20 protein-coding genes, 2 tRNA genes and 2 rRNA genes are annotated in these 25,650 nt (G+C 43.8%); all 24 read right to left on the bottom strand.

Annotated elements, in window-relative coordinates:
* Positions 1-37: 37 nt before the first annotated feature.
* Positions 38-2,968: ribosomal RNA gene (locus MHI41_RS00500) — 23S ribosomal RNA — on the bottom strand.
* 182 nt (positions 2,969-3,150) lie between these two features.
* Positions 3,151-4,699 (bottom strand): 16S ribosomal RNA (locus MHI41_RS00495).
* Together the 16S and 23S rRNA genes form the textbook arrangement of a ribosomal RNA operon.
* 342 nt (positions 4,700-5,041) lie before the next feature.
* Complete coding sequence (lysS, locus tag MHI41_RS00490) at positions 5,042-6,541, bottom strand: lysine--tRNA ligase (protein WP_281215973.1); 1,500 nt, start codon at positions 6,539-6,541, stop codon at positions 5,042-5,044.
* A gap of 90 nt (positions 6,542-6,631) precedes the next feature.
* Positions 6,632-7,633 (bottom strand): tRNA dihydrouridine synthase DusB, encoded by a 1,002-nt coding sequence (gene dusB, locus MHI41_RS00485; protein WP_017366449.1) that lies wholly within the window; start codon positions 7,631-7,633, stop codon positions 6,632-6,634.
* A complete protein-coding gene (locus MHI41_RS00480) occupies positions 7,626-7,859 on the bottom strand; it encodes a helix-turn-helix transcriptional regulator (protein WP_008341798.1) in 234 nt (77 codons plus the stop codon). The genes dusB and MHI41_RS00480 overlap by 8 nt, the downstream gene beginning before the upstream one ends.
* Complete coding sequence (folK, locus tag MHI41_RS00475) at positions 7,811-8,314, bottom strand: 2-amino-4-hydroxy-6-hydroxymethyldihydropteridine diphosphokinase (protein ID WP_007496156.1); 504 nt, start codon at positions 8,312-8,314, stop codon at positions 7,811-7,813. The genes MHI41_RS00480 and folK overlap by 49 nt, the downstream gene beginning before the upstream one ends.
* Positions 8,311-8,673: a dihydroneopterin aldolase gene (gene folB / locus MHI41_RS00470; protein ID WP_081298188.1), complete on the bottom strand. Its 363-nt coding sequence runs from the start codon at positions 8,671-8,673 to the stop codon at positions 8,311-8,313. The genes folK and folB overlap by 4 nt, the downstream gene beginning before the upstream one ends.
* Positions 8,666-9,523 carry a dihydropteroate synthase gene (gene folP, locus MHI41_RS00465; protein ID WP_270110019.1) on the bottom strand — a complete coding sequence of 286 codons (858 nt, stop codon included), beginning with the start codon at positions 9,521-9,523 and terminating at the stop codon, positions 8,666-8,668. The genes folB and folP overlap by 8 nt, the downstream gene beginning before the upstream one ends.
* 9 nt (positions 9,524-9,532) lie before the next feature.
* The gene (gene pabC, locus MHI41_RS00460) at positions 9,533-10,381 is read right to left on the bottom strand and encodes an aminodeoxychorismate lyase (protein WP_216099582.1); all 849 of its coding nucleotides are present in this window, start codon (positions 10,379-10,381) and stop codon (positions 9,533-9,535) included.
* Positions 10,378-10,971, bottom strand: coding sequence for an aminodeoxychorismate/anthranilate synthase component II (pabA, locus tag MHI41_RS00455; protein WP_342494441.1), 594 nt, complete (start codon positions 10,969-10,971; stop codon positions 10,378-10,380). Before pabA ends, pabC begins: the two co-directional genes overlap by 4 nt.
* 13 nt (positions 10,972-10,984) lie before the next feature.
* Positions 10,985-12,403: an anthranilate synthase component I family protein gene (locus MHI41_RS00450; RefSeq protein WP_272512058.1), complete on the bottom strand. Its 1,419-nt coding sequence runs from the start codon at positions 12,401-12,403 to the stop codon at positions 10,985-10,987.
* Between the two features lie 124 nt (positions 12,404-12,527).
* Positions 12,528-13,451, bottom strand: coding sequence for a cysteine synthase A (cysK, locus tag MHI41_RS00445; protein ID WP_008341814.1), 924 nt, complete (start codon positions 13,449-13,451; stop codon positions 12,528-12,530).
* Positions 13,452-13,528: 77 nt separating this feature from the next.
* Positions 13,529-14,431 carry a peptidyl-prolyl cis-trans isomerase gene (locus MHI41_RS00440; RefSeq protein ID WP_234799405.1) on the bottom strand — a complete coding sequence of 301 codons (903 nt, stop codon included), beginning with the start codon at positions 14,429-14,431 and terminating at the stop codon, positions 13,529-13,531.
* A gap of 52 nt (positions 14,432-14,483) precedes the next feature.
* Positions 14,484-15,359: an Hsp33 family molecular chaperone HslO gene (gene hslO / locus MHI41_RS00435; RefSeq protein ID WP_281201659.1), complete on the bottom strand. Its 876-nt coding sequence runs from the start codon at positions 15,357-15,359 to the stop codon at positions 14,484-14,486.
* 15 nt (positions 15,360-15,374) lie between these two features.
* Complete coding sequence (locus MHI41_RS00430) at positions 15,375-16,151, bottom strand: type III pantothenate kinase (protein WP_008341820.1); 777 nt, start codon at positions 16,149-16,151, stop codon at positions 15,375-15,377.
* Positions 16,152-16,314: 163 nt separating this feature from the next.
* The gene (gene ftsH, locus MHI41_RS00425; RefSeq protein ID WP_008341822.1) at positions 16,315-18,219 is read right to left on the bottom strand and encodes an ATP-dependent zinc metalloprotease FtsH; all 1,905 of its coding nucleotides are present in this window, start codon (positions 18,217-18,219) and stop codon (positions 16,315-16,317) included.
* Between the two features lie 95 nt (positions 18,220-18,314).
* On the bottom strand, positions 18,315-18,854 hold the full coding sequence (gene hpt / locus MHI41_RS00420) for a hypoxanthine phosphoribosyltransferase (protein ID WP_007496175.1): 540 nt from the start codon (positions 18,852-18,854) through the stop codon (positions 18,315-18,317).
* Between the two features lie 15 nt (positions 18,855-18,869).
* Positions 18,870-20,273 (bottom strand): tRNA lysidine(34) synthetase TilS, encoded by a 1,404-nt coding sequence (gene tilS / locus MHI41_RS00415; protein ID WP_342494440.1) that lies wholly within the window; start codon positions 20,271-20,273, stop codon positions 18,870-18,872.
* A gap of 96 nt (positions 20,274-20,369) precedes the next feature.
* On the bottom strand, positions 20,370-21,380 hold the full coding sequence (locus MHI41_RS00410) for a protein kinase family protein (RefSeq protein ID WP_342494439.1): 1,011 nt from the start codon (positions 21,378-21,380) through the stop codon (positions 20,370-20,372).
* On the bottom strand, positions 21,364-22,098 hold the full coding sequence (locus MHI41_RS00405) for a VWA domain-containing protein (RefSeq protein WP_008341829.1): 735 nt from the start codon (positions 22,096-22,098) through the stop codon (positions 21,364-21,366). The genes MHI41_RS00410 and MHI41_RS00405 overlap by 17 nt, the downstream gene beginning before the upstream one ends.
* Positions 22,099-22,174: 76 nt before the next feature.
* Complete coding sequence (spoIIE, locus tag MHI41_RS00400) at positions 22,175-24,658, bottom strand: stage II sporulation protein E (RefSeq protein ID WP_024719363.1); 2,484 nt, start codon at positions 24,656-24,658, stop codon at positions 22,175-22,177.
* A gap of 203 nt (positions 24,659-24,861) precedes the next feature.
* Positions 24,862-24,933 (bottom strand) — tRNA-Glu (locus MHI41_RS00395).
* Between the two features lie 25 nt (positions 24,934-24,958).
* Positions 24,959-25,032 (bottom strand) — tRNA-Met (locus MHI41_RS00390).
* Between the two features lie 178 nt (positions 25,033-25,210).
* Positions 25,211-25,609, bottom strand: a complete 399-nt coding sequence (locus MHI41_RS00385) for a S1 domain-containing RNA-binding protein (RefSeq protein ID WP_003217901.1) — start codon at positions 25,607-25,609, stop codon at positions 25,211-25,213.
* Positions 25,610-25,650 lie beyond the last annotated feature (41 nt).

The following is a 25,650-nucleotide window of genomic DNA, read 5'->3' as shown; positions in this document are numbered from 1 at the left end:
AAACTAGATAACAATGTTCATTTTTCACATTAGAATATAGGTTAAGTCCTCGATCTATTAGTATCTGTCAGCTCCACGTGTCACCACGCTTCCACCTCAGACCTATCAACCTGATCATCTTTCAGGGATCTTACTTCCTTGCGGAATGGGAAATCTCATCTTGAGGGGGGCTTCATGCTTAGATGCTTTCAGCACTTATCCCGTCCGCACATAGCTACCCAGCGATGCCCTTGGCAGAACAACTGGTACACCAGCGGTGCGTCCATCCCGGTCCTCTCGTACTAAGGACAGCTCCTCTCAAATTTCCTGCGCCCGCGACGGATAGGGACCGAACTGTCTCACGACGTTCTGAACCCAGCTCGCGTACCGCTTTAATGGGCGAACAGCCCAACCCTTGGGACCGACTACAGCCCCAGGATGCGATGAGCCGACATCGAGGTGCCAAACCTCCCCGTCGATGTGGACTCTTGGGGGAGATAAGCCTGTTATCCCCGGGGTAGCTTTTATCCGTTGAGCGATGGCCCTTCCATGCGGAACCACCGGATCACTAAGCCCGACTTTCGTCCCTGCTCGACTTGTAGGTCTCGCAGTCAAGCTCCCTTGTGCCTTTACACTCTGCGAATGATTTCCAACCATTCTGAGGGAACCTTTGGGCGCCTCCGTTACATTTTAGGAGGCGACCGCCCCAGTCAAACTGCCCACCTGACACTGTCTCCCTGCCCGATAAGGGCAGCGGGTTAGAAGGTCAATACAGCCAGGGTAGTATCCCACCGATGCCTCCACCGAAGCTAGCGCTCCGGTTTCCAAGGCTCCTACCTATCCTGTACAAGCTGTACCAACATTCAATATCAGGCTGCAGTAAAGCTCCACGGGGTCTTTCCGTCCTGTCGCGGGTAACCTGCATCTTCACAGGTACTATAATTTCACCGAGTCTCTCGTTGAGACAGTGCCCAGATCGTTGCGCCTTTCGTGCGGGTCGGAACTTACCCGACAAGGAATTTCGCTACCTTAGGACCGTTATAGTTACGGCCGCCGTTTACTGGGGCTTCAATTCGCACCTTCGCTTACGCTAAGCGCTCCTCTTAACCTTCCAGCACCGGGCAGGCGTCAGCCCCTATACTTCGCCTTACGGCTTCGCAGAGACCTGTGTTTTTGCTAAACAGTCGCCTGGGCCTATTCACTGCGGCTTCTCGGGGCTTTAACACCCTAAGAAGCACCCCTTCTCCCGAAGTTACGGGGTCATTTTGCCGAGTTCCTTAACGAGAGTTCTCTCGATCACCTTAGGATTCTCTCCTCGCCTACCTGTGTCGGTTTGCGGTACGGGCACCTCTCACCTCGCTAGAGGCTTTTCTTGGCAGTGTGGAATCAGGAACTTCGCTACTAAATTTCGCTCGCCATCACAGCTCAGCCTTCACGGGAAACGGATTTTCCTATTTCCCAGCCTAACTGCTTGGACGCGGATATCCAATACCGCGCTTACCCTATCCTCCTGCGTCCCCCCATTGCTCAAATGGTGAGGAGGTGGTACAGGAATATCAACCTGTTGTCCATCGCCTACGCCTTTCGGCCTCGGCTTAGGTCCCGACTAACCCTGAGCGGACGAGCCTTCCTCAGGAAACCTTAGGCATTCGGTGGACGGGATTCTCACCCGTCTTTCGCTACTCATACCGGCATTCTCACTTCTAAGCGCTCCACCAGTCCTTCCGGTCTGACTTCACTGCACTTAGAACGCTCTCCTACCACTGTTCGTAAGAACAGTCCGCAGCTTCGGTGATACGTTTAGCCCCGGTACATTTTCGGCGCAGAGTCACTCGACCAGTGAGCTATTACGCACTCTTTAAATGGTGGCTGCTTCTAAGCCAACATCCTGGTTGTCTAAGCAACTCCACATCCTTTTCCACTTAACGTATACTTTGGGACCTTAGCTGGCGGTCTGGGCTGTTTCCCTTTCGACTACGGATCTTATCACTCGCAGTCTGACTCCCAAGGATAAGTCATCGGCATTCGGAGTTTGACTGAATTCGGTAACCCGGTAGGGGCCCCTAGTCCAATCAGTGCTCTACCTCCGAGACTCTTACCTTGAGGCTAGCCCTAAAGCTATTTCGGAGAGAACCAGCTATCTCCAGGTTCGATTGGCATTTCACCCCTACCCACACCTCATCCCCGCACTTTTCAACGTGCGTGGGTTCGGGCCTCCATTCAGTGTTACCTGAACTTCACCCTGGACATGGGTAGATCACCTGGTTTCGGGTCTACGACCACGTACTCATGCGCCCTATTCAGACTCGCTTTCGCTGCGGCTCCGCATCTTCTGCTTAACCTTGCACGGGATCGTAACTCGCCGGTTCATTCTACAAAAGGCACGCCATCACCCGTTAACGGGCTCTGACTACTTGTAGGCACACGGTTTCAGGATCTATTTCACTCCCCTTCCGGGGTGCTTTTCACCTTTCCCTCACGGTACTGGTTCACTATCGGTCACTAGGGAGTATTTAGCCTTGGGAGATGGTCCTCCCGGATTCCGACGGAATTTCACGTGTTCCGCCGTACTCAGGATCCACTCTGGAGAGAACAACATTTCAGTTACAGGGCTGTTACCTTCTTTGGCGGGCCTTTCCAGACCTCTTCGCTTATATCGTTCCTTTGTAACTCCGTATAGAGTGTCCTACAACCCCAAGAGGCAAGCCTCTTGGTTTGGGCTGTTCCCGTTTCGCTCGCCGCTACTCAGGGAATCGCATTTGCTTTCTCTTCCTCCGGGTACTTAGATGTTTCAGTTCCCCGGGTATGCCTTCTCATACTCTATGTATTCAAGTATGGATACTACTCCATTACGAGCAGTGGGTTTCCCCATTCGGAAATCTCCGGATCAAAGCTTGCTTACAGCTCCCCGAAGCATATCGGTGTTCGTCCCGTCCTTCATCGGCTCCTAGTGCCAAGGCATCCACCGTGCGCCCTTTCTAACTTAACCATTTCTTACTTTAGAAAGAATCACTATGTGTGATGAACTTTGCATTGCATTCAATGTGAATGTATTACTTATTGTTATCTAGTTTTCAAAGAACAATCCTGTCTCGCTAGAGACATGTTTGAAGGAATGATCCTTCAAAACTAAACAAGACGAAAAACGTACGCTGCTCCATATATCCTTAGAAAGGAGGTGATCCAGCCGCACCTTCCGATACGGCTACCTTGTTACGACTTCACCCCAATCATCTGCCCCACCTTCGGCGGCTGGCTCCATAAAGGTTACCTCACCGACTTCGGGTGTTGCAAACTCTCGTGGTGTGACGGGCGGTGTGTACAAGGCCCGGGAACGTATTCACCGCGGCATGCTGATCCGCGATTACTAGCGATTCCAGCTTCACGCAGTCGAGTTGCAGACTGCGATCCGAACTGAGAACAGATTTGTGGGATTGGCTAAACCTTGCGGTCTCGCAGCCCTTTGTTCTGTCCATTGTAGCACGTGTGTAGCCCAGGTCATAAGGGGCATGATGATTTGACGTCATCCCCACCTTCCTCCGGTTTGTCACCGGCAGTCACCTTAGAGTGCCCAACTAAATGCTGGCAACTAAGATCAAGGGTTGCGCTCGTTGCGGGACTTAACCCAACATCTCACGACACGAGCTGACGACAACCATGCACCACCTGTCACTCTGTCCCCGAAGGGAAAGCCCTATCTCTAGGGTTGTCAGAGGATGTCAAGACCTGGTAAGGTTCTTCGCGTTGCTTCGAATTAAACCACATGCTCCACCGCTTGTGCGGGCCCCCGTCAATTCCTTTGAGTTTCAGTCTTGCGACCGTACTCCCCAGGCGGAGTGCTTAATGCGTTAGCTGCAGCACTAAGGGGCGGAAACCCCCTAACACTTAGCACTCATCGTTTACGGCGTGGACTACCAGGGTATCTAATCCTGTTCGCTCCCCACGCTTTCGCTCCTCAGCGTCAGTTACAGACCAGAGAGTCGCCTTCGCCACTGGTGTTCCTCCACATCTCTACGCATTTCACCGCTACACGTGGAATTCCACTCTCCTCTTCTGCACTCAAGTTTCCCAGTTTCCAATGACCCTCCCCGGTTGAGCCGGGGGCTTTCACATCAGACTTAAGAAACCGCCTGCGAGCCCTTTACGCCCAATAATTCCGGACAACGCTTGCCACCTACGTATTACCGCGGCTGCTGGCACGTAGTTAGCCGTGGCTTTCTGGTTAGGTACCGTCAAGGTGCAAGCAGTTACTCTTGCACTTGTTCTTCCCTAACAACAGAGCTTTACGATCCGAAAACCTTCATCACTCACGCGGCGTTGCTCCGTCAGACTTTCGTCCATTGCGGAAGATTCCCTACTGCTGCCTCCCGTAGGAGTCTGGGCCGTGTCTCAGTCCCAGTGTGGCCGATCACCCTCTCAGGTCGGCTACGCATCGTCGCCTTGGTGAGCCGTTACCTCACCAACTAGCTAATGCGCCGCGGGTCCATCTGTAAGTGACAGCCGAAACCGTCTTTCATCCTTGAACCATGCGGTTCAAGGAACTATCCGGTATTAGCTCCGGTTTCCCGGAGTTATCCCAGTCTTACAGGCAGGTTACCCACGTGTTACTCACCCGTCCGCCGCTAACATCCGGGAGCAAGCTCCCTTCTGTCCGCTCGACTTGCATGTATTAGGCACGCCGCCAGCGTTCGTCCTGAGCCAGGATCAAACTCTCCGAAAAAGTACAAAACCGAAGTTTTGTTTTTCGCCAGTTTGACTGACTACCTATGAAGTATCATAGGATTTTTTTATAAAAACTCGAATTAACAGGTACGTTTTGTCTTGTTTAGTTTTCAAAGATCATCTTCGTTATCGCTCGTAAGCGACTTTAATATCTTAACATTTTTCTTCGGTTGAAGTCAAGAACTTTTTTCATTTTCTTTTTTCAACCTCGTTGCTGTTTTGCGGCAACGAATAATAATATACCATCTGGATTCTTTTCTTGCAATAGTTTTTTTAAAAAAAGTTTCATTTTATGAAAAATAAAAAGCGCCACAGATCAAATGGCGCTTTTGTTGATGTATTAACGGTTTCTCATTTGCGGGAAAAGCAGTACATCTCTGATTGATGGAGAATTTGTTAGTAGCATGATTAATCGGTCGATACCGATTCCTAGTCCGCCTGTTGGCGGCATGCCATATTCTAATGCTTCAACAAAATCGTCATCCATGAGATGCGCTTCGTCATTTCCTTCTTCACGTTCTTTTAATTGAGCTTCAAAACGTTCTCTTTGGTCGATTGGATCATTCAGCTCGGTGAATGCATTTGCATGCTCGCGACGCACGATGAATAGCTCAAAGCGGTCCGTGAAGCGCGGGTCTTCAGGATTTTTCTTAGCTAATGGAGAAATCTCGACTGGGTGCCCGTAAATAAAAGTAGGCTGAACCAGTGTTTCTTCTACTTTTTGCTCGAAGAACTCATTGATAATATGACCTACTGTCATGTTTTTTGTGATTTCAACACCGTGATCAGCAGCATGCTGTTTTGCTTCTTCTACAGACATCTCTTGCCAGAAGTCTACACCTGTCGCTTCTTTGACTGCTTCAACCATATGGAGTCTCTTCCATTCAGGTTTTAGATCAATTTGATCTTCTCCATATTGAATTGTTGTTGTTCCCAGCACCTCTTGGGCAATATGAGCAATCAAGTTTTCCGTTAGGTTCATGATGTCTTTATAGTCTGCATATGCTTCATAAAGCTCAATCATAGTAAATTCCGGGTTATGACGAGTTGAGACTCCTTCATTACGGAATACGCGACCAATCTCGTATACTTTCTCTAGACCACCGACAATTAGACGTTTTAAATGCAGCTCGATCGCAATACGCATATAAAGCGGCATATCAAGTGCATTGTGATGAGTAATGAAAGGACGAGCTGATGCACCACCAGGGATGCTATGCATTGTTGGTGTTTCAACTTCTAGGTATCCTTTTGAATCTAAGTATCTTCTCATTGATTGAATGATTTTGCTTCGCATGATGAACGTCTGCTTACTTTCTGGATTGACAATCAAGTCAAGGTAACGCTGACGATAGCGTTGTTCTACATCTTTTAGTCCGTGATATTTATCAGGGAGCGGGCGAAGTGCTTTTGTAAGAACCTCAAAGCTAGTCGCTTTAATTGAAAGTTCTCCTACATTCGTTTTAAATACGGTTCCCGTCACACCGATAATATCGCCTAGGTCTGAGCTTTTGAATAATTCGTAAGCTTCTTCTCCTACACTATCTTTACGTACATAGATTTGAATTTGTCCTTCTAAGTCTTGAATGTGTGCAAAGCCAGCTTTCCCTTTTCCGCGTTTTGTCATCATACGGCCAGCAATTGTTACTTGAGCTGCTTTTTCTTCTAAGTCTTCTTTTGAAAACTCGTCATATTCAGCAATAATTTGTGCAGATTGATGAGAACGGTCATATCGTTCACCGAATGGATCGATACCCTCTTCTCTCATTTTATTCATTTTGTCACGTCTTACTTGGAATTGATCATTTAATTCTTCGTTATTAAGCCCTTCATTACTCATTTATATCACTCCAATAATGTATTTTGCAGAGAAAAGCAGAAAAACTGCCAGTACGTGCACTAGCAGTGAGCTACAAAAAGAAAGATAGTCTTATCCTACTTTTATTCTTTGAAGCTCTTTTGCCTCGGCTTCGATCGTAAAGTCATCTAGAACTTTTACAAGCTCCGCTCTCGTTTCACTTTGATTGATTTGGTTTCTTACATCTGCATTGCCTCGGACACCTTTTAAGTACCATGCTGCATGTTTTCTCATTTCTCTGACAGCCACATGCTCGCCTTTCAGGTCTATGAGTCTGTCTAAGTGAAGTTTGCACACAGACATTTTCTCACGCACATTAGGCTCTTCTTTTAGTTCACCCGTTTCTAAATAATGAACCGTCCGGTAAATCATCCACGGGTTTCCTAGTGCGGCTCTTCCGATCATCACAGCATCCACACCTGTTTCATCAAGCATACGTTTTGCATCTTGAGGGGTTTTGACATCTCCATTCCCGATGACAGGAATTGATACAGATTGTTTCACTTCTTTCATGATATCCCAATTCGCCGTTCCTTCGTACATCTGTACACGGGTCCGTCCGTGAAGGGCAACGGCTTGTCCGCCTGCCCTTTCAACAGCACGGGCATTTTCGATAGCGAAAATATGGTCTTCGTCCCAGCCCATTCTCATTTTCACAGTAACAGGTTTATCTACAGCTTCTACGACTGCAGATACCATTTCGTAAATCTTATTAGGATCCAGCAGCCATTTCGCTCCTGCGTCACATTTCGTGATCTTTGGTACAGGACATCCCATATTAATATCAATAATGTCCGCCGTTGTATTCTGGTCTACAAACTTGGCCGCTTCTACGAGCGTGTCCTTTTCTCCCCCAAATATCTGAAGGCTCAACGGTTTTTCACGTTCATCAATGTACAGCATGCCCATCGTTCTGGCATTATTAATCAAGATCGCTTTGTCACTGACCATTTCAGCGCAGACTAAGCCCGCTCCAAACTCTTTCACAGTGAGTCTGAAAGCAGAGTTACACACACCAGCCATTGGTGCGAGCACTACTTTGTTTTTAATTTCGATATCTCCGATTTTAAACATCATGTCCCCTCCTTTCTTCTTCAAGTATTGGTGAAAGTTCTTCCACCGTTATATTTAAAGCATCTGCTATTTGACCAACCATTTGGTTTGTTGGTAATCGATTGCCTCGCTCAATTTCCCCTAAGACAGAGACAGAGATGCCCAGTCTTTTGGCGAACCCTTCCTGAGTATACCCTTTTAGCTTTCGGTATGCACGAATTCTTCTACCCCACATGTCTTTTTCCATATGCTTACACCTTCTTGGTCTGTTACGGCGTTTATCTGGGCTTCGCCGATTTCTGGGCAAATCTCACTCATCGGAACAAGAACGAATAAACGTTCGTACATTCTAGGATGCGGCACTACAAGTTGTTCTGTTTCAATATTTTCACGATTATAAAGTAAAATGTCAAGGTCAGCTGTCCTCGGACCCCACCTCACTTCTCTTGTTCTGCCTAACTCCTGCTCAATGTTCTGAGTCAGTGATAGAAGTTCTTCAGGACGAAGCGAGGTGGAAATCTTCACAGCCATGTTCAAGAAGTCATCCTGATTCTCGTAGCCTACAGGTGTTGTCTCATATATAGATGAAATGGATTCAACTTGAACACCTGGGTGTTCGTGAAGTTTTTTGACAGCTTCTTTTAAGTAGGTTTCCTTTTTTCCTATGTTTGAGCCTAAAGCGATATATGCTGTATTGTTCATGTGCGTGATCTCGTCATTTCAATAGCAACGGACTGATAGTGTCCTGGAATTGGCGGATCTGGTTTGATTACTTTTACTGTACATTCTTGAACTGTCGGAAAGTCCTTTAACACTTGGTTTGCAATTCTTTCTGTCAGCGTTTCAACGAGGTTCACCGGATCCCCTTCTACAATATTTTTGCAGATGTTGTAGAGCTCAGCATAGTTGATGGTCTCATTTAGGTCATCCGTTTGTCCTGCCTTACTTAAATCAAGTGAAGCTGTTAGGTCCACACGAAAGCGCTGGCCTAGTTTATTCTCTTCTGCAAATACACCGTGATAGCCGTAAAATTCCATTCCGTTTACATATACTTTATCGATGATAAGCGCCTCCTTTATTCAGCATGGCATCCATCATTTTTGCCATTCTTGCGATTTCTTTTACATCATGCACTCGGACCATCGCGCTGCCCTTTTGAATCCCAAGACAGACCGTCGCACCCGTTCCTTCAGTACGTTCTTCAGGCGGCAGGTCTAAAACTGCACCGATGAATCGTTTGCGGGATGTTGCTAGAAGCAGCGGATACCCAAGGTGGCAAAAATGTTCAAGTTCATTCATGACCATGAGGTTGTCAGTTTTATTTTTCGCAAATCCTACACCAGGGTCTAATATAATCATGTCATCACGGACACCCGCTTGTTTCACAATTTGAACACTTTCTTTCAGATCTACAATCATATCTGAAATCAGATGGGTGTAATTCCGCTCTGGTCGATTGTGCATTAAGATGATTGGCACGTTGTGCTTCGCTGCCACATGCGCCATTTGAGGATCAGCTTTCGCCCCCCATACATCATTAATGATTGAGGCTCCTGCTTTCACTGCCTCATCTGCGACAGGGGCTTTATACGTATCAATAGAAATAGGTATGTCCAATTCTTTTGTGATCTTCTCAATGACAGGAATGACCCTTGAAAGCTCCTCTTGCTCTGAGACAAGTGCCGCCCCCGGCCGAGTCGATTCACCGCCAATATCAATAATATGCGCCCCATCTTCTATGAGCTGCGCTGCATGAGCCAGCGCTTTATCCATTTGATTGAATTTTCCTCCATCTGAAAAAGAGTCCGGTGTGACATTTAAAATGCCCATGACCAATGTCTTTTCTTCATAACTAAGGGTATGGTGCTTGGCTTGTATGATTTTAGGCTGTTTTATCAATTGTTGTGTCATTGTGTCCACCTACTCTTTATGTTCTAGACGTTCTTTTGTATATTCTGTTCTAAGCTTGGTCGAAATCGTTCGGTTGTGGTTTTGCAGGACGGTGTCTCCGATATTTTTAAAAGGCACAATTCCCTGAACCGAATTGGTCATCCACGCCTCATCAGCTGAGAGCAAGTGTGAGAGTGGATATCTTCCTTCTATTAGTGAGATCCCCGAAGCTTGCAGCTTTTCGATACAATATCGACGGGTAACCCCGTTTAAAATGCCGGTATCAAGTGAAGGTGTATAGATCACATCTTTTTTTCGCCAAAATAGATTTGACGTAATTCCTTCTGCCACATCGTCTTCTTTTGTTAAAAAGATCCCTTCTATCGACGGATCGTTCCCTACTTCTCTTTTCGCCAGCAGGTTGTTCATGTAATGATGCGACTTGAGCCGTCTTGGACCTTCCGGTGTGTTTCTTCTTGTATCAAGAATGATTCCCTGTTTTTCATCTACTATTGATTCGGGCCGGAATGGGGAGATCATCACAAAAACAACAGGCTCCTCATAAGGGTCTGCAGAAAATCCATTGCCTCTGCCCGCAGAAACATTGAAGCGGATCCTCGCATGACCGCCCGTTATTTGGTTTTGATTGAATAATGTATGAATGATGTCGAGTACAAATGGTTTCTCTATTGTGGATTCGATGCAAAGGTCACGCAATGATTGATTGAGCCTTTCAAGATGCCAGTCTAACAAGAAGACTTGTCCTGCTAGAGAGGTAAATGTTTCGAATACACCGATGCCATATAGAAAACCATGATCAAAAGGAGAAAGAGTCGCGTCTTTCTCCTCTATATACTGACCGTTCAGGTAAATGATCATGCGTTTACTTCATTCCCCTTTTTACGATAGGTTTCAATGAAATTTCTGAGCATTTCTTTACCAAAGGACGTCATAATCGATTCTGGATGGAATTGAACACTTTCAATCGGAAGTTCTTTATGGCGAATGGCCATGAGTTCGCCTTCCTTTGTGCTCGCTGTTCTGACAAAGCACTCCGGCAGCGTCTCGTATTTAACAATTAATGAATGATATCTCGTTGCGACGAGCGGATTTTGTAGTCCCGTGAAGACACCTTTGCCGTCATGTTCAATCTCTGATGTTTTCCCATGCATTAACCGCTCCGCACGAATGACATCTCCACCAAATACTTGTGCAATGGATTGATGACCTAAACAGACACCGAAGATCGGAATCTTCCCAGCAAAATGTTTGATCGCTTCCATACTAATTCCTGCTTCATCCGGACTGCAAGGTCCTGGAGAAATCATCAGAAAGTCTGGCTTGAGCTCTTCGATTTCTTGAATAGTGACTTGATCGTTTCGTTTTACAATCAGTTCTTCCCCAAGCTCACCTAAATACTGGACCAGGTTGTACGTAAATGAATCGTAATTATCAATCATTAATATCATACTCTGCTCACCTCTAACTCAAAATAGTCTCTTCTTTGCTCAACTGTAATGCTTTTTTCACTGCATAGGCTTTTTTAATCGATTCTTTGTATTCGTGCTTTGGTACAGAATCGATGACAATGCCTGCACCTGACTGCATGAAGGCTCTGCCCCCTGTACAATAAGCCGTACGAATGACGATATTAAAATGCATATCTTGATTGAATCCAAACCAGCCTATAGATCCAGTATAAAGCCCACGTCTTGTTGGCTCAAGTTCTTCTATGATTTCCATTGTTCTCACTTTTGGCGCACCTGTAATCGTTCCGCCTGGGAATACAGCTCTCATGACATCTACTGCATCACAATCATCACGCAGCTCCCCTTGGACATTTGATACAATGTGCATCACGTGTGAATATTTCTCAATGGCCATAAATTCGTTCACCTTGACTGAGCCATAAGTAGACACTCGTCCAAGATCATTCCGCTCAAGATCAACGAGCATCACATGTTCTGCGCGTTCTTTTTCATCTTCAATGAGTTCTTTTGCTAGAGCTTGATCTTCCGCATCATCCTTGCCTCTTGATCTTGTGCCAGCGATCGGTCTTGTTTCGAGCTGAATGCCTTTTTTCTTAATAAGCAGTTCTGGAGATCCACAGACAATTTGGAAATCTGGCGTGTGCAGATATGACATATATGGAGATGGATTCACGTGACGTAATGTTTTGTATAAATGATATGGGTGGGTATGAAGCTGTTCATCTTGTCTAATGGATAGGTTCACTTGGAACACATCACCGTTCGCGATATATTGTTTAATCGTTTCTACAGCTTCCCCGAAAGCTTCTTCAGTAAAAGGTGCAGCAGGTACACATTCCGAAGAAGACACGTTGACAGGTGAATGTGCTGATTCTTCTGATGTGCTTGTCCAGCTTTGCTTTAATTCTTCGAGTCTTTGATGAACTTCACTGACAGGTTCGTCTCCTTCTGTATGAGTCATCAGCCAGAGGACGTCTTCTTTATGATCAAAGACAGCGACATCATTGAATACGAGGAAATACAAATCAGGCGTCTTCAAATCATCGATGGACAGCATTTTAAAATGCTCGATATATCTCGCATAATCATAGCTTAAAAATCCAATCGCTCCACCTTGAAAGTCAGGATATTCGTCGTTCGTTTCGGTTTGAAGGGTTTGAAACCAATCAGCAAATGCCCTGAAAGGATCTCCCTCTTTGAACAACACCTCATTCTGATAATGGATGGTGGTCATCCCGTCCTTCCCTTTCGCTTTAGCGATCGGATGAATGCCGGCAATACTGTAATCTCCGCCACGTGCACTTTCAAGAAGGACGTGATGTGATTCATGAGCCGTTAATTGTTCGTAGCGTTTCAAGAATGCATCTTTCGTAAAAGGAATTTTGATGCCCATCGGCCTACGTTGTGTCATGTAATCATCCTTTTTTATTTTCATTAATCTTATTGTAATGCAATCCATTTTAATTAGAAAATAGTATTTGCTTTCCATCTTCAGAATTCATGAAAAAACCCCAGCAAATGCTGGGGTGTATTGTTTAATCAAATTGATAAAGCGGCGTACTAAGGTAACGTTCACCGTTACTTGGAATAATCGCTAGAACCTTTTTCCCTTTACCAAGCTTCTTCGCTGTTTGAAGCGCTGCATAAATGGCTGCTCCTGAAGATATACCACCAAGGATTCCTTCTTCTTTCGCTGCCTTTCTTGCAAGTTCAAATGCATCTTCGTTTTTCACTTGGATAATGCCGTCATATACTTCTGTGTTCAAGATAGATGGAACAAACCCTGCTCCGATGCCTTGAATTTTATGCGGACCTGGTTTCCCGCCTGATAGTACAGGAGAATCTGTTGGTTCTACCGCATAGAGCTGAATAGATGGGATGGCTTCTTTCAGGACTTCACCAGCACCTGTAATCGTACCGCCAGTACCAACTCCTGCAATAAATGCATCAAGGTCGCCGTCGAATTGTTCAAGAATCTCTTTCCCTGTTGTGCGGCGGTGAATCTCAGCATTGGCTTCATTGCTGAACTGCTGAGGCATGAAGTATCCGTGCTCTTCTGCTAATTCTTCTGCTTTTTTGATGGCACCTTTCATTCCTTCTGCACCCGGTGTTAATACAAGTTCTGCACCGTAAGCCCGTAAAAGGTTGCGGCGCTCCTGACTCATTGTATCCGGCATAACTAAAATCGCATTGATTCCTTTTGCAGCCGCGACCATCGCAAGACCGATTCCTGTGTTTCCGCTTGTTGGCTCAATGAGTGTGTCACCAGCTTTTAATGTACCTTTTGCTTCAGCATCTTCGATCATCGCTAACGCAATACGATCTTTTACACTGCTGCCTGGGTTCATATATTCAAGTTTCAAGTAGACATCCGCACTGTCTTCATCTACTAAACGGTTTAATTTAACGACTGGTGTATTTCCTATTAGTTCAAAAACTGAATTTGCAATACGAGCCATCACTAACACCTCTATCTCCGAGTAATTTTATTGTATTAATATTAAATTATCAATTTCGAAAAATTTTGTCAATGCTTTTAGTCCTGCTCTCCATCGTAAAACCATGTGACTTTTGCTTCTTTCCACAGGGTTTTGACATTCGCCTTTTCACCCAGATCTTCCATGGCGATCTGCCTTTTGATCTGATCTTTGACTTCTTCATAAGAGAAGGAGCGACCATTTAATTTTTCTTTTAATTGTATGATGGCATAACCGTTTTTGATCTCGATCGGCTCTTTCGTCCATTCATCTGGCTGAAGCTTTTGGGCTTCTTGTATGTATAGGGCTGGGATGCTTTCTTGTTCTTCTGTGACAAATCCAAGATCTCCGCCGTAAGGAGAGGTATATCGGTCGATGGATCGTTCCGCTGCTACAGCTTCGAAACTAGATCCGCCCTTTAAATCTTTTAATACACTTTGTGCCTCGTCTTTTGTTTTCACAACAATGTGGCGAATTCGGTATGAGTCATCATATTGATACAAGTCTTTGTTTTTTTCATAAAAGGATTTGGCTTCTTTTTCAGAAACGACCGCATCTCTCGTTAGAAGCTGTTCTAATAAAATTTGATAACGAATCTGCTCTTTCCATTCCTTTTCACTTGTATGACCGTCTTCGTAGAAATTATTAGATACCGCTTTCAGCATCAGCAGCTCACGATTGATCTCTTTTGAAGATACCTCCAGCTTGTTTTCTTTCGCAAGCTGATTGACTACCTTCTGATTGATCATTTGTTCAAGTGTTGCCTTTCCGTAGCGGTCTTCCATTTTCTTTAACCATTCTTGACGTGTGACTTTCTCTTTCCCAATAGAAGCAATTTCTTCACCGCTCTTCCCATTTGAAGAAGCCTGCGACATTTGTGACTTTGTTAATACATATGCAATGACAACGGCATTAATCATGAGCAAAACGAGGATAAATGTCCATACTACTCTTGCTTTCAGTCTCATCTTTCGTCTCCTTTCCATTCTAAAAAGAAAACCCGCTGCTTAGAGCTTAGCGGGTTATTTCTTCACATAGCTCTTCTAGCTCTTCTTTTGTAAATACATACGTTTCGTTACAAAAATGGCATTGAGCTTCTGCTTGTCCGTCTTGTTCAATCATATCCTCAATTTCGGCTTTCCCTAGGCTGATGATGCCATTCGCAAACCGTTCTTTTGAGCAGTTACAAGAAAATTCGACAGGTACAGTTTCTAAAATTTGAGGTTTTTCACCGAGCACTTCTTCTAAAATTTCTTCAGGAGTCATCCCTTTTTCAATCAGTTTAGAGATCGGTTCAATGGTTGATAATCTCTTTTCGAGTCTTTCGATGACTGCATCTTCTGTTCCAGGCAGCAATTGAATGATGAAACCGCCTGCTGCAAGGATCGAGTTATCTGGATTGACAAGAACACCTACACCTACAGAGGATGGCACTTGTTCAGAAGAGACGAGGTAATAAGTAAAGTCATCTCCAATTTCACCTGAGACAATTTCCGTTTGCCCTGTAAAGTGGTCTTTCAGTCCGATATCTTTGACAACACTTAACGTTCCAGATGTTCCAACAGCACGTCTAACGTCCAGCTTCCCATGTTCATTTAAATCAAAGTGAACTTGTGGGTTTGAGACATATCCGCGCACCTGACCTTTTGCATTTCCATCCGCAATGATGGCTCCGATCGGCCCACCGCCTTCAATTTTGACAGTTAATTTATTCTCGCCTTTCAGCATGGCTCCCATCATGACAGTTGCTGTCATGGTTCTGCCGATTGCAGCTGAAGCAGTTGGCCACGTATGGTGTCTTCTCTGCGCTTCGTTGATTGTATCTGTTGTGTTCGCAGCATACGCACGGACTTTCCCGTCATATGCTAACGCTTTAACTAAATAATCCATTTTGATTAAACCCTCCTATAATACACCGACACGATTGCGCTCATAAATTAATTGGAGTCCTTTTAATGTGAGGAACGGATCGACAATATCAATACAGTCTGATTCATTTCCAATCAATGTAGACAAACCGCCTGTTGCAATGACTTTCGGTGTTTGTTTGGCTTGCTGCTTCATCCGTTTCACTATTCCCTCGACTTGACCAACATATCCATACAGGATACCTGATTGCATCGCACTAATCGTGTTTTTCCCTACGATATGATCCGGACGAACAATTTCAATCCTTGGCAACTTAGCCGCTCTTGTATATAAAGCCTCTGTTGAGATGGTAATACCCGGTGCAATTGCGCCACCCATGTATTGTTTTTGTTCATTGATATAGCAGTAGGTTGTGGCTGTTCCAAAGTCTACCACAATGAGAGGTGCCCCATACAGGTGAATGGCCGCCACTGCGTTCACAATTCGATCAGCGCCGACTTCCTTTGGATTGTCACACATAATGTTTAATCCAGTCTTCATGCCAGGCCCAACGATTTGAGGAGTAATGTGAAAATACTTTTCGCACATTCTTTCCAGAGCAAACATCATTGGCGGGACAACAGAAGAAATGATAATCCCTTCTATCTGGTCAAACATTAGCCCTACATAGTCAAATAAGGATCGGATTGCCATACCAAATTCATCTTCTGTTTTATGACGGCTTGTTTCAATCCGCCAATGGTAGTTCAAATCGCCATTATGATAAACACCTAAAACGGTATTTGTGTTTCCTACATCTATCACGAGTAACAACTTCATCACCACTTTGAATAGTGTCTCAAAAAGAGCATTTTTCGACTTTCTATCATACCATACACGAATTGAGTTCCATTTGTAAACAATTCGAAACCGATCCATTCATGAATCGAAATAAAAAAAGCTGCCGGTGAGCCCGACAGCTTTTTATAGAAAGAGATTAGATCTCCTCATCTTCTTCTTTTTTCTTGATGTTCACTTTCACATCATCGTTTTTCTCTTCGTCATCTGCGTATACACGCTCTGGAAGCTTTCCAGTTTCGTAAAGAGATTTAATTTGTTCAGCATCTAATGTTTCCACTTCTAGAAGAGCTTGTGCGATGATTTCTAGCTTATCTTTATTCTCAGTGAGAATTTGTTTCGCACGTTCGTAGCTTTCTTTGATGAAGCGCTGAACTTCTTGGTCAATTTCGTAAGCGATCGCTTCACTATAATTCGGCTCATTGTTGAAATCACGGCCAAGGAATACTTGACCTCCTTGTGATTGACCGAATTGAAGTGGACCAAGTTTATCAGACATACCGAACTCTGTGACCATTCTTCTTGCAATGCCTGTTGCACGCTGGAAGTCGTTGTGAGCGCCTGTACTTACTTCACCAAACGTAATTTCCTCTGCAACACGACCGCCAAGCAAGCCGACGATTTTATCAAGAAGCTCTGGCTTCGTTTGGAAATAACGGTCTTCTCTTGGAAGCATGACCGCATATCCGCCTGCCTGACCACGAGGAACGATCGTTACTTTATGCACCATGTCTGCTTCGTCAAGGATAAGCCCAATGACGGTATGACCTGCTTCATGGTACGCCACGATATTGCGTTCTTTCTTCGAAATGACACGGCTTTTCTTAGCCGGTCCAGCAATGACACGGTCAGTTGCTTCGTCGATATCACGCATATCAATTTTCTTTTTGTTTTGACGGGCAGCAACAAGCGCTGCTTCGTTTAGTAAGTTCTCAAGATCTGCCCCAGAGAAACCTGGTGTTCTGCTTGCAATGGCTTTCAAGTTGACTGTATCATCAAGCGGTTTGTTTTTCGCATGAACCTTCAATACTTCTTCACGGCCAATGACATCTGGGCGGTCAACCGTAATTTGACGGTCAAAACGTCCCGGACGCAGCAATGCAGGATCTAGGATATCTGCACGGTTCGTTGCAGCAATGATGATAATCCCTTCGTTGGCACTAAAACCATCCATTTCAACAAGAAGCTGGTTAAGCGTTTGTTCACGCTCATCATGACCACCGCCAAGACCTGCTCCACGCTGACGACCCACTGCATCAATCTCATCAATAAAGATTAAGCAAGGTGCATTCTTTTTCGCATTTTCAAACAAATCACGTACACGTGATGCACCGACACCGACGAACATCTCGACGAAGTCAGAACCACTGATGCTGAAGAAAGGAACGCCTGCTTCTCCTGCAGATGCTCTCGCAAGCAATGTTTTACCTGTACCTGGAGGTCCTACTAGTAAAACCCCTTTAGGGATTCTTGCGCCAAGCTCCGCAAATTTACGTGGATCTTTTAAGAATTCAACCACTTCTACGAGCTCTTGTTTTTCTTCATCCGCACCGGCAACATCTTTAAATTTCACACGTTTCTTCTCTTCTGTGTAAAGCTTCGCCTTACTCTTACCAAAGTTCATGACACGGCTTCCACCGCCTTGAGCTTGGTTCAATAAGAAGAAGAACAGGATAAAGATGATGATGAATGGAATGATGGTTGTCAGAACTTGCAGCCATCCATTTGTTTCAGGTGCTGGTTCTACTTTTACATCTGTATTCTTCAGTGCACTGTAAATTTGGTCAACTCCTTGACCGTCTGGAACGTGGGTAATGAAGTATTCATCTTTCTTCGCGCCATCTAATTGACCACGAATTTCATAAACCCCTCTTACAGGCTGGATGGAGATACTCTCCACTTTTCCCGCACTTAGATTTTGCGAAAATTTGCTGTAAGACATGTTCTCAGGCTTTTGATTAGGGGATCCTAACCAACTGACAACCCCTATCACAAGTAATAAAATAAGTATATAAAAAATCGTATTACGAAAAACCCGATTCATTCCTTACCTCCTCCCACAGTAAGCACAACTATGTTCAATAGTATCATAGAAAATCATTCCAATACAACCAATAACCTCATGTAAACGTGTGCTCATTAGCCTTCGTAAACAGATGGTTTTAACACTCCAATATACGGGAGGTTTCGGTAACGTTCGGCAAAATCCAATCCATAGCCAACAACAAATGCATCTGGTACTTCAAACCCAACATAATCTGCTTTGATGTCTGCTTTGCGGCCGCTTGGTTTATCAAGCAATGTCACAATTTTAATGGAGTTTGCTTTACGGTATCGGAAAAGCTCTACCAGATAACTCAAAGTTAACCCACTGTCGATGATATCTTCCATAATTAGAATATCTCTTCCTTCAACAGAAGTATCTAGATCTTTGATGATCTTCACTTCTCCAGAAGATACGGTAGACTTTCCGTAGCTAGATACATCCATAAAATCAAGCTCTAAATATGTATCAATGTGTTTGATCAGGTCTGCCATGAATGGAAGAGCCCCTTTCAAAACACCAATAGCCAGGGGAAATTTACCATCATAATCGCTGGTTAATGTTGCACCCAGTTCCTTCACTTTTAGCTGGATCTCTTCTTCTGAGATCAAAATCTTTTCAATATCTTGTTTCATGCTTTTGCTTGCCCCCTACAAATTTTCGTGCTGTCTATATTGTAATACAATGAGATCGCTGTTTGTCATATCAATTTCTTCAAAAACGGATTTTTTCAGACCTGGGATCCAGATGATTTGATGATCCGAGTCAGTGACGATCGGCCAGCTGTCTCTTTCTGCAAGAGGCACTTTTTTATCAATAAATATATCTTTCACCTTTTTTGATCCATTCATCCCTTTAAGTTTGATTCGATCACCGTTTTTTCGTGAGCGAATGATCAAAGGAAGACGAACACGATCTTTTTGAAGCAAGAAAAAATGGTTTCCGTTCCGTGCATCCTTCGGAACATGATTTGATACCAAGATAGACTGTCCATTCGGGAGAAAAAGTTCCTCGCCAAGCTCACCTTTTAAATGATGAGTATATGACTGATCTATGACAAGCGATCGTTCAAAGGTAAACATACAGTGATCATAAGATTTGACAGCTTGTAAACCTTTTGGCAAATCTAATGATCCAGACGGTTGATCAGTATGAGATAACCAGTCCAAAGTCCCTAGAATATGCTGGTTTGAAAACGCTGATTGAGTGTTTTCATAAAGATAGTTTAATATTAGTTGAATGCCTCTTCTTTGTAAAGGCAAAGGCAGGTCAAGCAAAGGCTTCGTTTTGATCTCAATTTGCTTAGGCGTTTGATTCGTAATGACTTGATGCATTTGATCCTTTGTTAATGCCTGCAAGTACTGCTCATCCTCAGTCAGCATGTCACTTACAAACTGAAAGCTTTCATGCACATGAGGTGCCTCTTCTTTTAACACGGGAAGAACGTGTCTTCTGATCCGGTTTCTCAAGTAGTCATCGGTGTGATTGCTTTGATCAATGACATAAGGAACTTGTTCTTTTTCGCAAGCAGTGAGTACATCATCCTTAGAATATCCAATCAGCGGACGAATCAGCCACCCTTCTTGAAAAGGGCGCTTTGCTTGCATACCTGCAAGTCCTATTCCAACAGTCCCCCTTGTCAGCCTCATCACCATTGTTTCTACTTGATCGTCTCCATGATGTGCAAGCGCTATAAATTGAGCGTTGTACTGTTCCATCAATTGACGAAAGAAAGCATATCTGCACTCTCTTGCAGCTGCCTGTTTGTTTAAGCGGTTTTCTTTTGCATATTGGGTGACCTGTATACGAGCCGATTCAAAAAGGATCTCATGCTCTTTACAGTACGCTTCAACAAATGCCAAATCAGCAAAGGATTCTTCTCCTCTGAACATGTGATCTACATGGGCTGCAATCAGCTGAAAGGAACCTTTTCGACGTTTGTTTAGTTCATGCAGCAAGAGCATAGAATCTGGTCCGCCAGAAACCCCGACAATGACTGTCGTATTTTCAAGGAAAACATCATGTTTTTTCAAAAAAGATTCAATTCTATTCACAACTTCCTCCTCACAAAGAGCAGGTAATTTAAAGATATACATATCCTATCACTTTCATTAGCTCCAAGCAAAGAAGAAGCCTGCTTTTTTACAGCTCTATAATAGGAATAAAACCACATAGGCACAGTAAAGAGCGAGCACACTGCATAAGATGAGAATGGTTTCAAAAAGCCCGCCTGATTTTTTGCGTACTGATGTTCTTTTCGCAGCAGCAACTCTTGATCGTGAAGGTGCGACCTGTTGATGTTGGGGAACAGCTGGCTTTTGCCTATTTTGCTGTGATAGCTTCTTTTGTCGTGATTTTCTTGAAGCAAGCAATTGTCCTTCTTTCAGCATCGCGCTTTTCATGTCTGCCGCTGATTGATATTTGCCTTGGAGAGCCGCTTTTAACACCCTCTCATATCGCTTTAATAAAGGATGTCCTTCAATCGCTCGATAAAGCTGCTTTTCTGGTTCTGCCCCTTTTTTAAATTCTTTTTTATAGGCACAGTTCACCATGACCATACTTAAGGCAAATAGATCATAAGAAGGTTCTGCTTTTCTTGTACCGAAGCCCCAGTAGCCGCGGTCAAAAAACTCGGTGTATTCCTTAATCGCCCTTCCTGCCTTCGTTGTTCCTCCAACATCAATACATCGAATCGTAGCTGGGGGGCCTGAAACGATGAGATTATCAGGCTTCAAGTCCCCGAAGATCCAGCCTTCCTTATGTAAGTGAGCAAGGTTAGACAAAAGTTGAATCATGAGAACGACGATCCATTCATCGCCTTTTTGTTTGACAAATTCAAGTAGCAATGGTCCTCTGACATACTCCATGACATAAAACGACCGTTTCTCTGACATACCAGGATAAAGAGCATCATCCATATCATAAAAAGAAGGCCCCATGGTTTTCACAGGAGCCTTTGAAAAGGATTTTAATACATTGACTTCAGATGCAATGAGCATACTGTCATCACTCAATTTAAGGGCCACTTGCCCCTTTGGCGATTCGGCCAGATAGACCACGCCGTTCGCCCCTTTTCCCAGCTCTTTTACAATGCGGTAATGTTGGTGATGCCATTTTCCTTTTATCATTGTACCTAATGGGATGTTAGAAGCCGAATTCATCATGTTCTTCCTTCGCTTCAAGCAGCCCTTTTCGTGAACGAACTGATTTGAAATGCTGGAGTGCTTCTCGAATTGCTGGTCCTGTCGGTGTAATTCCTCCTGTTGTCAGCTTCGGGAAAATCGATGATAACGAATCGAACCGTGGCGTCCAGTTCAACACAATTTCTGCATCTGAGTTTTTCCCGGGAAATACACACATCCCAAACTGATTTTCACCAATTCTCGAATTTAGACTAATAGAGAGATCGATGAGTGCTTCTTTGACCGTTGGCAGCTTCGGTTTCATACTTGCACTCGTATCCACAAGCACAAGCACTTGAAGATGAACCGTCTCACCAAGCTCGTCCACAACCTCCATCACTTCTCCACGCTTATCAGGGGGAAGTTCTTCAATTTCAGTATCTTTGCCAAGAATTTGCTGCAATTCTTTATTCACAACACCTTGTAACGTTTGCGTCATCGCCTTTTTTGTAACCATTTGTACGGTTTGAGACAATTGCTGAACGTAGACAACCTGATGAATGCCTCCGCCTGCTAGAGCAATCCCCTCTACTTCTTTCATCGCTTCATGATCGTGTCTGTTCTCTTCCATAATGCCAATGACATTGACTGTGATCCCTTGCTCCTTTGCCAATGCGGCAATCGCAAGTGGGTCTTCCCCATGATTTGAGCAGCCATCTGTAATCAGTAAGATTTGGTTTACGTGACCTTTTCGCATCTTCATTCCTCCTGGGATTGTAACTGAATGCTTATATCCCCATCATCGCCAGAAGAAATTCATATTATACGATATTTCAAGAAATCTCTTGTTTCTGAAGATAGAATGTACCTGTCGGAATGGATGCCCATTTTGGTGTATTGTGGTCGAGCCTAATGACGACAACCGTCATATCGTCATCGATTTGACCTGCTCTTGTGCGAATGACCTCCTCCATTAATAAATCAGCAATCTCTTGCGGATCTTCTGTTTTAAAGCTCTTCATTTTTCGTTTGACCCACAAATCATGATTTTCGATATGCTTTGGTCCTTCAAAGATCCCGTCGCTCATCATGATAAGGAGATCTCCTGCCTTCATCTGTTCACTCACCACTTCTACTTCAAATTCATCAATAATGCCAATAGGCAAGTTGCTGGCCTGTACCTTCATCACTTGATCACCACGTTTAATAAAACTTGGGGTGGAGCCAATCTTGAGGAATTTACAGCTCGCATCCTGTAAATCAATAATGGATAAGTCTAATGTAGAGTAGACTTCATCCGTTGTCCGTAGAGATAAAATGCTATTAATCGTTTTAATCGCTACTTTTTCATCAATACCAGACGCCAAGATTTTTTCTAACAGCTTGATCGTTTCATTGCTTTCAAAATGGGCTCTTGCTCCATTTCCCATCCCATCACTAATAGCTGCGGCATATTTACCTGCACCCAGCTCCATCATGCTGTAGCTGTCTCCAGATACTAATCCTCCACCTTTCGCTGCATGTGCTACACCTGTAGACACTCGATACGATTTTGCAGAACCGAATACAACATGACAATAACCTGTTGGATGCTCCGCACACTGCTCTGCTTTGACTAAAACTTGTTCTTCTAAAATATCCGAGAGCATTGGAGCGATGATTTTTTCGCATTCCCCATGACCTTGGCAATAGGGAATTCTCATCTCTATATCAACATTTCCCTGTTCTAAGCTATAAATTTCAACTTGCTGAATTTCAATTCCAAAGTTCTGAAGTGCTTCTATCATCTGCTCTTCCTGAATAAAATGCTGCTCTCTTTCTCGTTTTATTTCCCGGGAAAAATCCTCCATGACTTGTGAGACACCCATAAGTTGTTCGGCCACAAGGCGCCTGCTGTCTTGGACCTTTTTCTTTAAGGTCTGATTTGCTTTATAGTAAGCTATCTCCTCTTCAATCAATTCTTCTACATGCTTTGATTTTGAGCAGTGCTGACTGAATTTCTTTTTCAACTTCCGGTTATGCTCGTACGTTTTTTCATCAGATTCATGCATAACTTGTTTCATGAGTTCATAGGTTGTATCAAAGTTCTGCACCCAGCATTTATTTTTCTTATAGCACGTTTGACAGGAACGTTCTGTGATCGTACTTAAAAAAAGATCTACATCCTCTTCCTGCTTCTTCTCCTCAGGAATGGATTCGTAAAATGTCGCAAAACTCTCAGACAGCGCATGAAATACATTAGAGAATTGATCTACCTTTTTTGCTGTCACGTCTCGTACTTTTCTGGCATATTGCTGCTGTTCCTGTACATGCTCTACCGTACCAGGAATATATTTTGCCACCTTGGACGTTACTGACTGTGGCGTGAGCAAAAACAGTGCAACTGCGATGAGTGATTCATATAGCGTTGTCATTAGCCCTGCTGACCCTTCACCGTAGAGGGAGATTAGTAAAGAACCCACAATCAAGCCTATGGCGGCTCCTGCTTTTTTCCCCTCTTTTAGTAATCCGCCTAATAAGCCCGAAAAGGCAAGCAGACTCATCTGATAAAGGTTGCCGATGTTGGCGAGACCAAGAATTAATCCAGTTACAACACCCACTGTACAACCAATACTCGCTCCTCCAATAAAGGCAAAGCTCAGCACTACATATCGTGACAAAATATGCTCTGCCTGCATTCCTTGAAATGTGATCCCAGCCAGACCTGTTAAAACTGAAGCGATTAATATCATAAAGCAAATAATTTCTTCAACCTTTAAGGAGTGTTTGATTTTCCTGACTGTAAAAATCGGCAAACTTTGAAGAAAAATCAGTGTCAAAATGAAGGCAAGTCCAGCTTCAACCCCTGCCATCACATAGTCATAGCTTTGAACCGCACCCTGCTCGAGGTATACAAAAGCTCCCCTGGTCATCAGCATTGAGAGCACAATCACAACCGGTAATGTTTTCACTGGGTCTTTGATGATAAATGAAACGACCTTTGACATGAGGAGGAACACGATCAATGACGCAAATACGAATAATGCATTTTGAGGTGATATCGTCATCGCTCCAGCGAGTAAAGCAAGACAAGCAAGCATCGCTTTATCCCTTTTAATGAGCAGCATGGACCCAAAGAAAGGCAATGCAAACGGCATAATTTCAGATAAGATAAAGGCTCGTCCCAATAAAAAGCCCAGAACAACATAAATAAACCCTTTATAGAAAAAAAGAGAATGCGTATGATGAAGAAACAGGTTTTTCATCTTTTTTAACCCTGCACTGATTCTTTCAAACCCGGCTCCCGTTAAATCAGTTCTTCTTTCTAGTTTTTCCATCTTTTCATCCCCCACCTGATATTCGTTGCTTGTCATTATAGCGAAGGTGAAAAAGAAATTTTGTCAAAAGAAGTTGTCGTTTCCATAAAACGTTCGACGCTTTATTTGCCAAAAAGGCATACTTTCTTGAAAGTCGATGTCTTTCATCAGAATTTTACGAAAGCACAAAAAAACAGCTTTCTTATAGAAAGCTGTTTTGAAGATGACCCGTACGGGATTCGAACCCGTGTTACCGCCGTGAAAGGGCGGTGTCTTAACCGCTTGACCAACGGGCCTTGCTTATTGTTCTTTTTAAAAGGATAGCGGCGGAGGGGATCGAACCCCCGACCTCACGGGTATGAACCGTACGCTCTAGCCAGCTGAGCTACACCGCCATAATGTAAAATGCGCTAAGAAGCACAAGAACTATAATACAAAGGATTCGCTTGTCCGTCAATAGAAAGTTTTAAATTAAATGGCAAATGCACAAAAAACGTTGAATTTGTATTAAAAAAAGCACCCGCTAAACAGCAGATGCTTTGTTGTGAAAAATATATAGAAAGCAGCAACAAGTTAACCTCTTCTTGCTCCGCGCCCCCCACGTTTTGATTCCGTGTTACGTTTTAAAGATGTTAAGCGATCTTCGCTATCTTTTAAGAATTTGTTCATTTTTTGCTCAAACGATTCCTTCGGACGGAAATCATTTCTGCTCGGTCTTGATTGTTGTTGTTGAGGACGATCTTTTGCTTTTTTAATGGACAAGCCGATTTTACCGTCTTTTTCAACGTTAATCACTTTCACTTCAACTTGTTCACCGACTTTTAAATGCTCATTAATATCTTTTACATAGTTATCGGCTACCTCACTGATATGAACGAGACCAGTTGAACCGCCTGGCAACTCCACAAAAGCTCCAAAATTTGTAATGCCCGTAACTTTCCCTTGTAACTTGCTGCCAACTTCAATCGACATAAAAAAAGTGCTCCTCCTTAGACTTATAAAAAAATCTCATT

It is taken from the genome of Bacillus sp. FSL M7-0307 (assembly GCF_038627835.1).
GTDB classification, from domain to species: Bacteria; Bacillota; Bacilli; order Bacillales; family Bacillaceae; genus Bacillus; species Bacillus altitudinis.
The sequence above is the reverse complement of the archived record's forward strand: the minus strand, read 5'-3'. Positions and strand labels throughout refer to the sequence as shown.

What these genes read in the sequence shown, in the direction of transcription:
- lysS (WP_281215973.1), bottom strand. Translation starts at nt 6,541, where the DNA reads ATGAGTAATGAAGGGCTTAATAACGAAGAATTAAATGATCAATTCCAA.
- dusB (WP_017366449.1), bottom strand. Translation starts at nt 7,633, where the DNA reads ATGTTTAAAATCGGAGATATCGAAATTAAAAACAAAGTAGTGCTCGCA.
- MHI41_RS00480 (WP_008341798.1), bottom strand. Translation starts at nt 7,859, where the DNA reads ATGGAAAAAGACATGTGGGGTAGAAGAATTCGTGCATACCGAAAGCTA.
- folK (WP_007496156.1), bottom strand. Translation starts at nt 8,314, where the DNA reads ATGAACAATACAGCATATATCGCTTTAGGCTCAAACATAGGAAAAAAG.
- folP (WP_270110019.1), bottom strand. Translation starts at nt 9,523, where the DNA reads ATGACACAACAATTGATAAAACAGCCTAAAATCATACAAGCCAAGCAC.
- pabC (WP_216099582.1), bottom strand. Translation starts at nt 10,381, where the DNA reads ATGATCATTTACCTGAACGGTCAGTATATAGAGGAGAAAGACGCGACT.
- pabA (WP_342494441.1), bottom strand. Translation starts at nt 10,971, where the DNA reads ATGATATTAATGATTGATAATTACGATTCATTTACGTACAACCTGGTC.
- MHI41_RS00450 (WP_272512058.1), bottom strand. Translation starts at nt 12,403, where the DNA reads ATGACACAACGTAGGCCGATGGGCATCAAAATTCCTTTTACGAAAGAT.
- cysK (WP_008341814.1), bottom strand. Translation starts at nt 13,451, where the DNA reads ATGGCTCGTATTGCAAATTCAGTTTTTGAACTAATAGGAAATACACCA.
- hslO (WP_281201659.1), bottom strand. Translation starts at nt 15,359, where the DNA reads ATGGATTATTTAGTTAAAGCGTTAGCATATGACGGGAAAGTCCGTGCG.
- ftsH (WP_008341822.1), bottom strand. Translation starts at nt 18,219, where the DNA reads ATGAATCGGGTTTTTCGTAATACGATTTTTTATATACTTATTTTATTA.
- hpt (WP_007496175.1), bottom strand. Translation starts at nt 18,854, where the DNA reads ATGAAACAAGATATTGAAAAGATTTTGATCTCAGAAGAAGAGATCCAG.
- MHI41_RS00410 (WP_342494439.1), bottom strand. Translation starts at nt 21,380, where the DNA reads ATGAATTCGGCTTCTAACATCCCATTAGGTACAATGATAAAAGGAAAA.
- MHI41_RS00405 (WP_008341829.1), bottom strand. Translation starts at nt 22,098, where the DNA reads ATGCGAAAAGGTCACGTAAACCAAATCTTACTGATTACAGATGGCTGC.
- spoIIE (WP_024719363.1), bottom strand. Translation starts at nt 24,658, where the DNA reads ATGGAAAAACTAGAAAGAAGAACTGATTTAACGGGAGCCGGGTTTGAA.
- MHI41_RS00385 (WP_003217901.1), bottom strand. Translation starts at nt 25,609, where the DNA reads ATGTCGATTGAAGTTGGCAGCAAGTTACAAGGGAAAGTTACGGGCATT.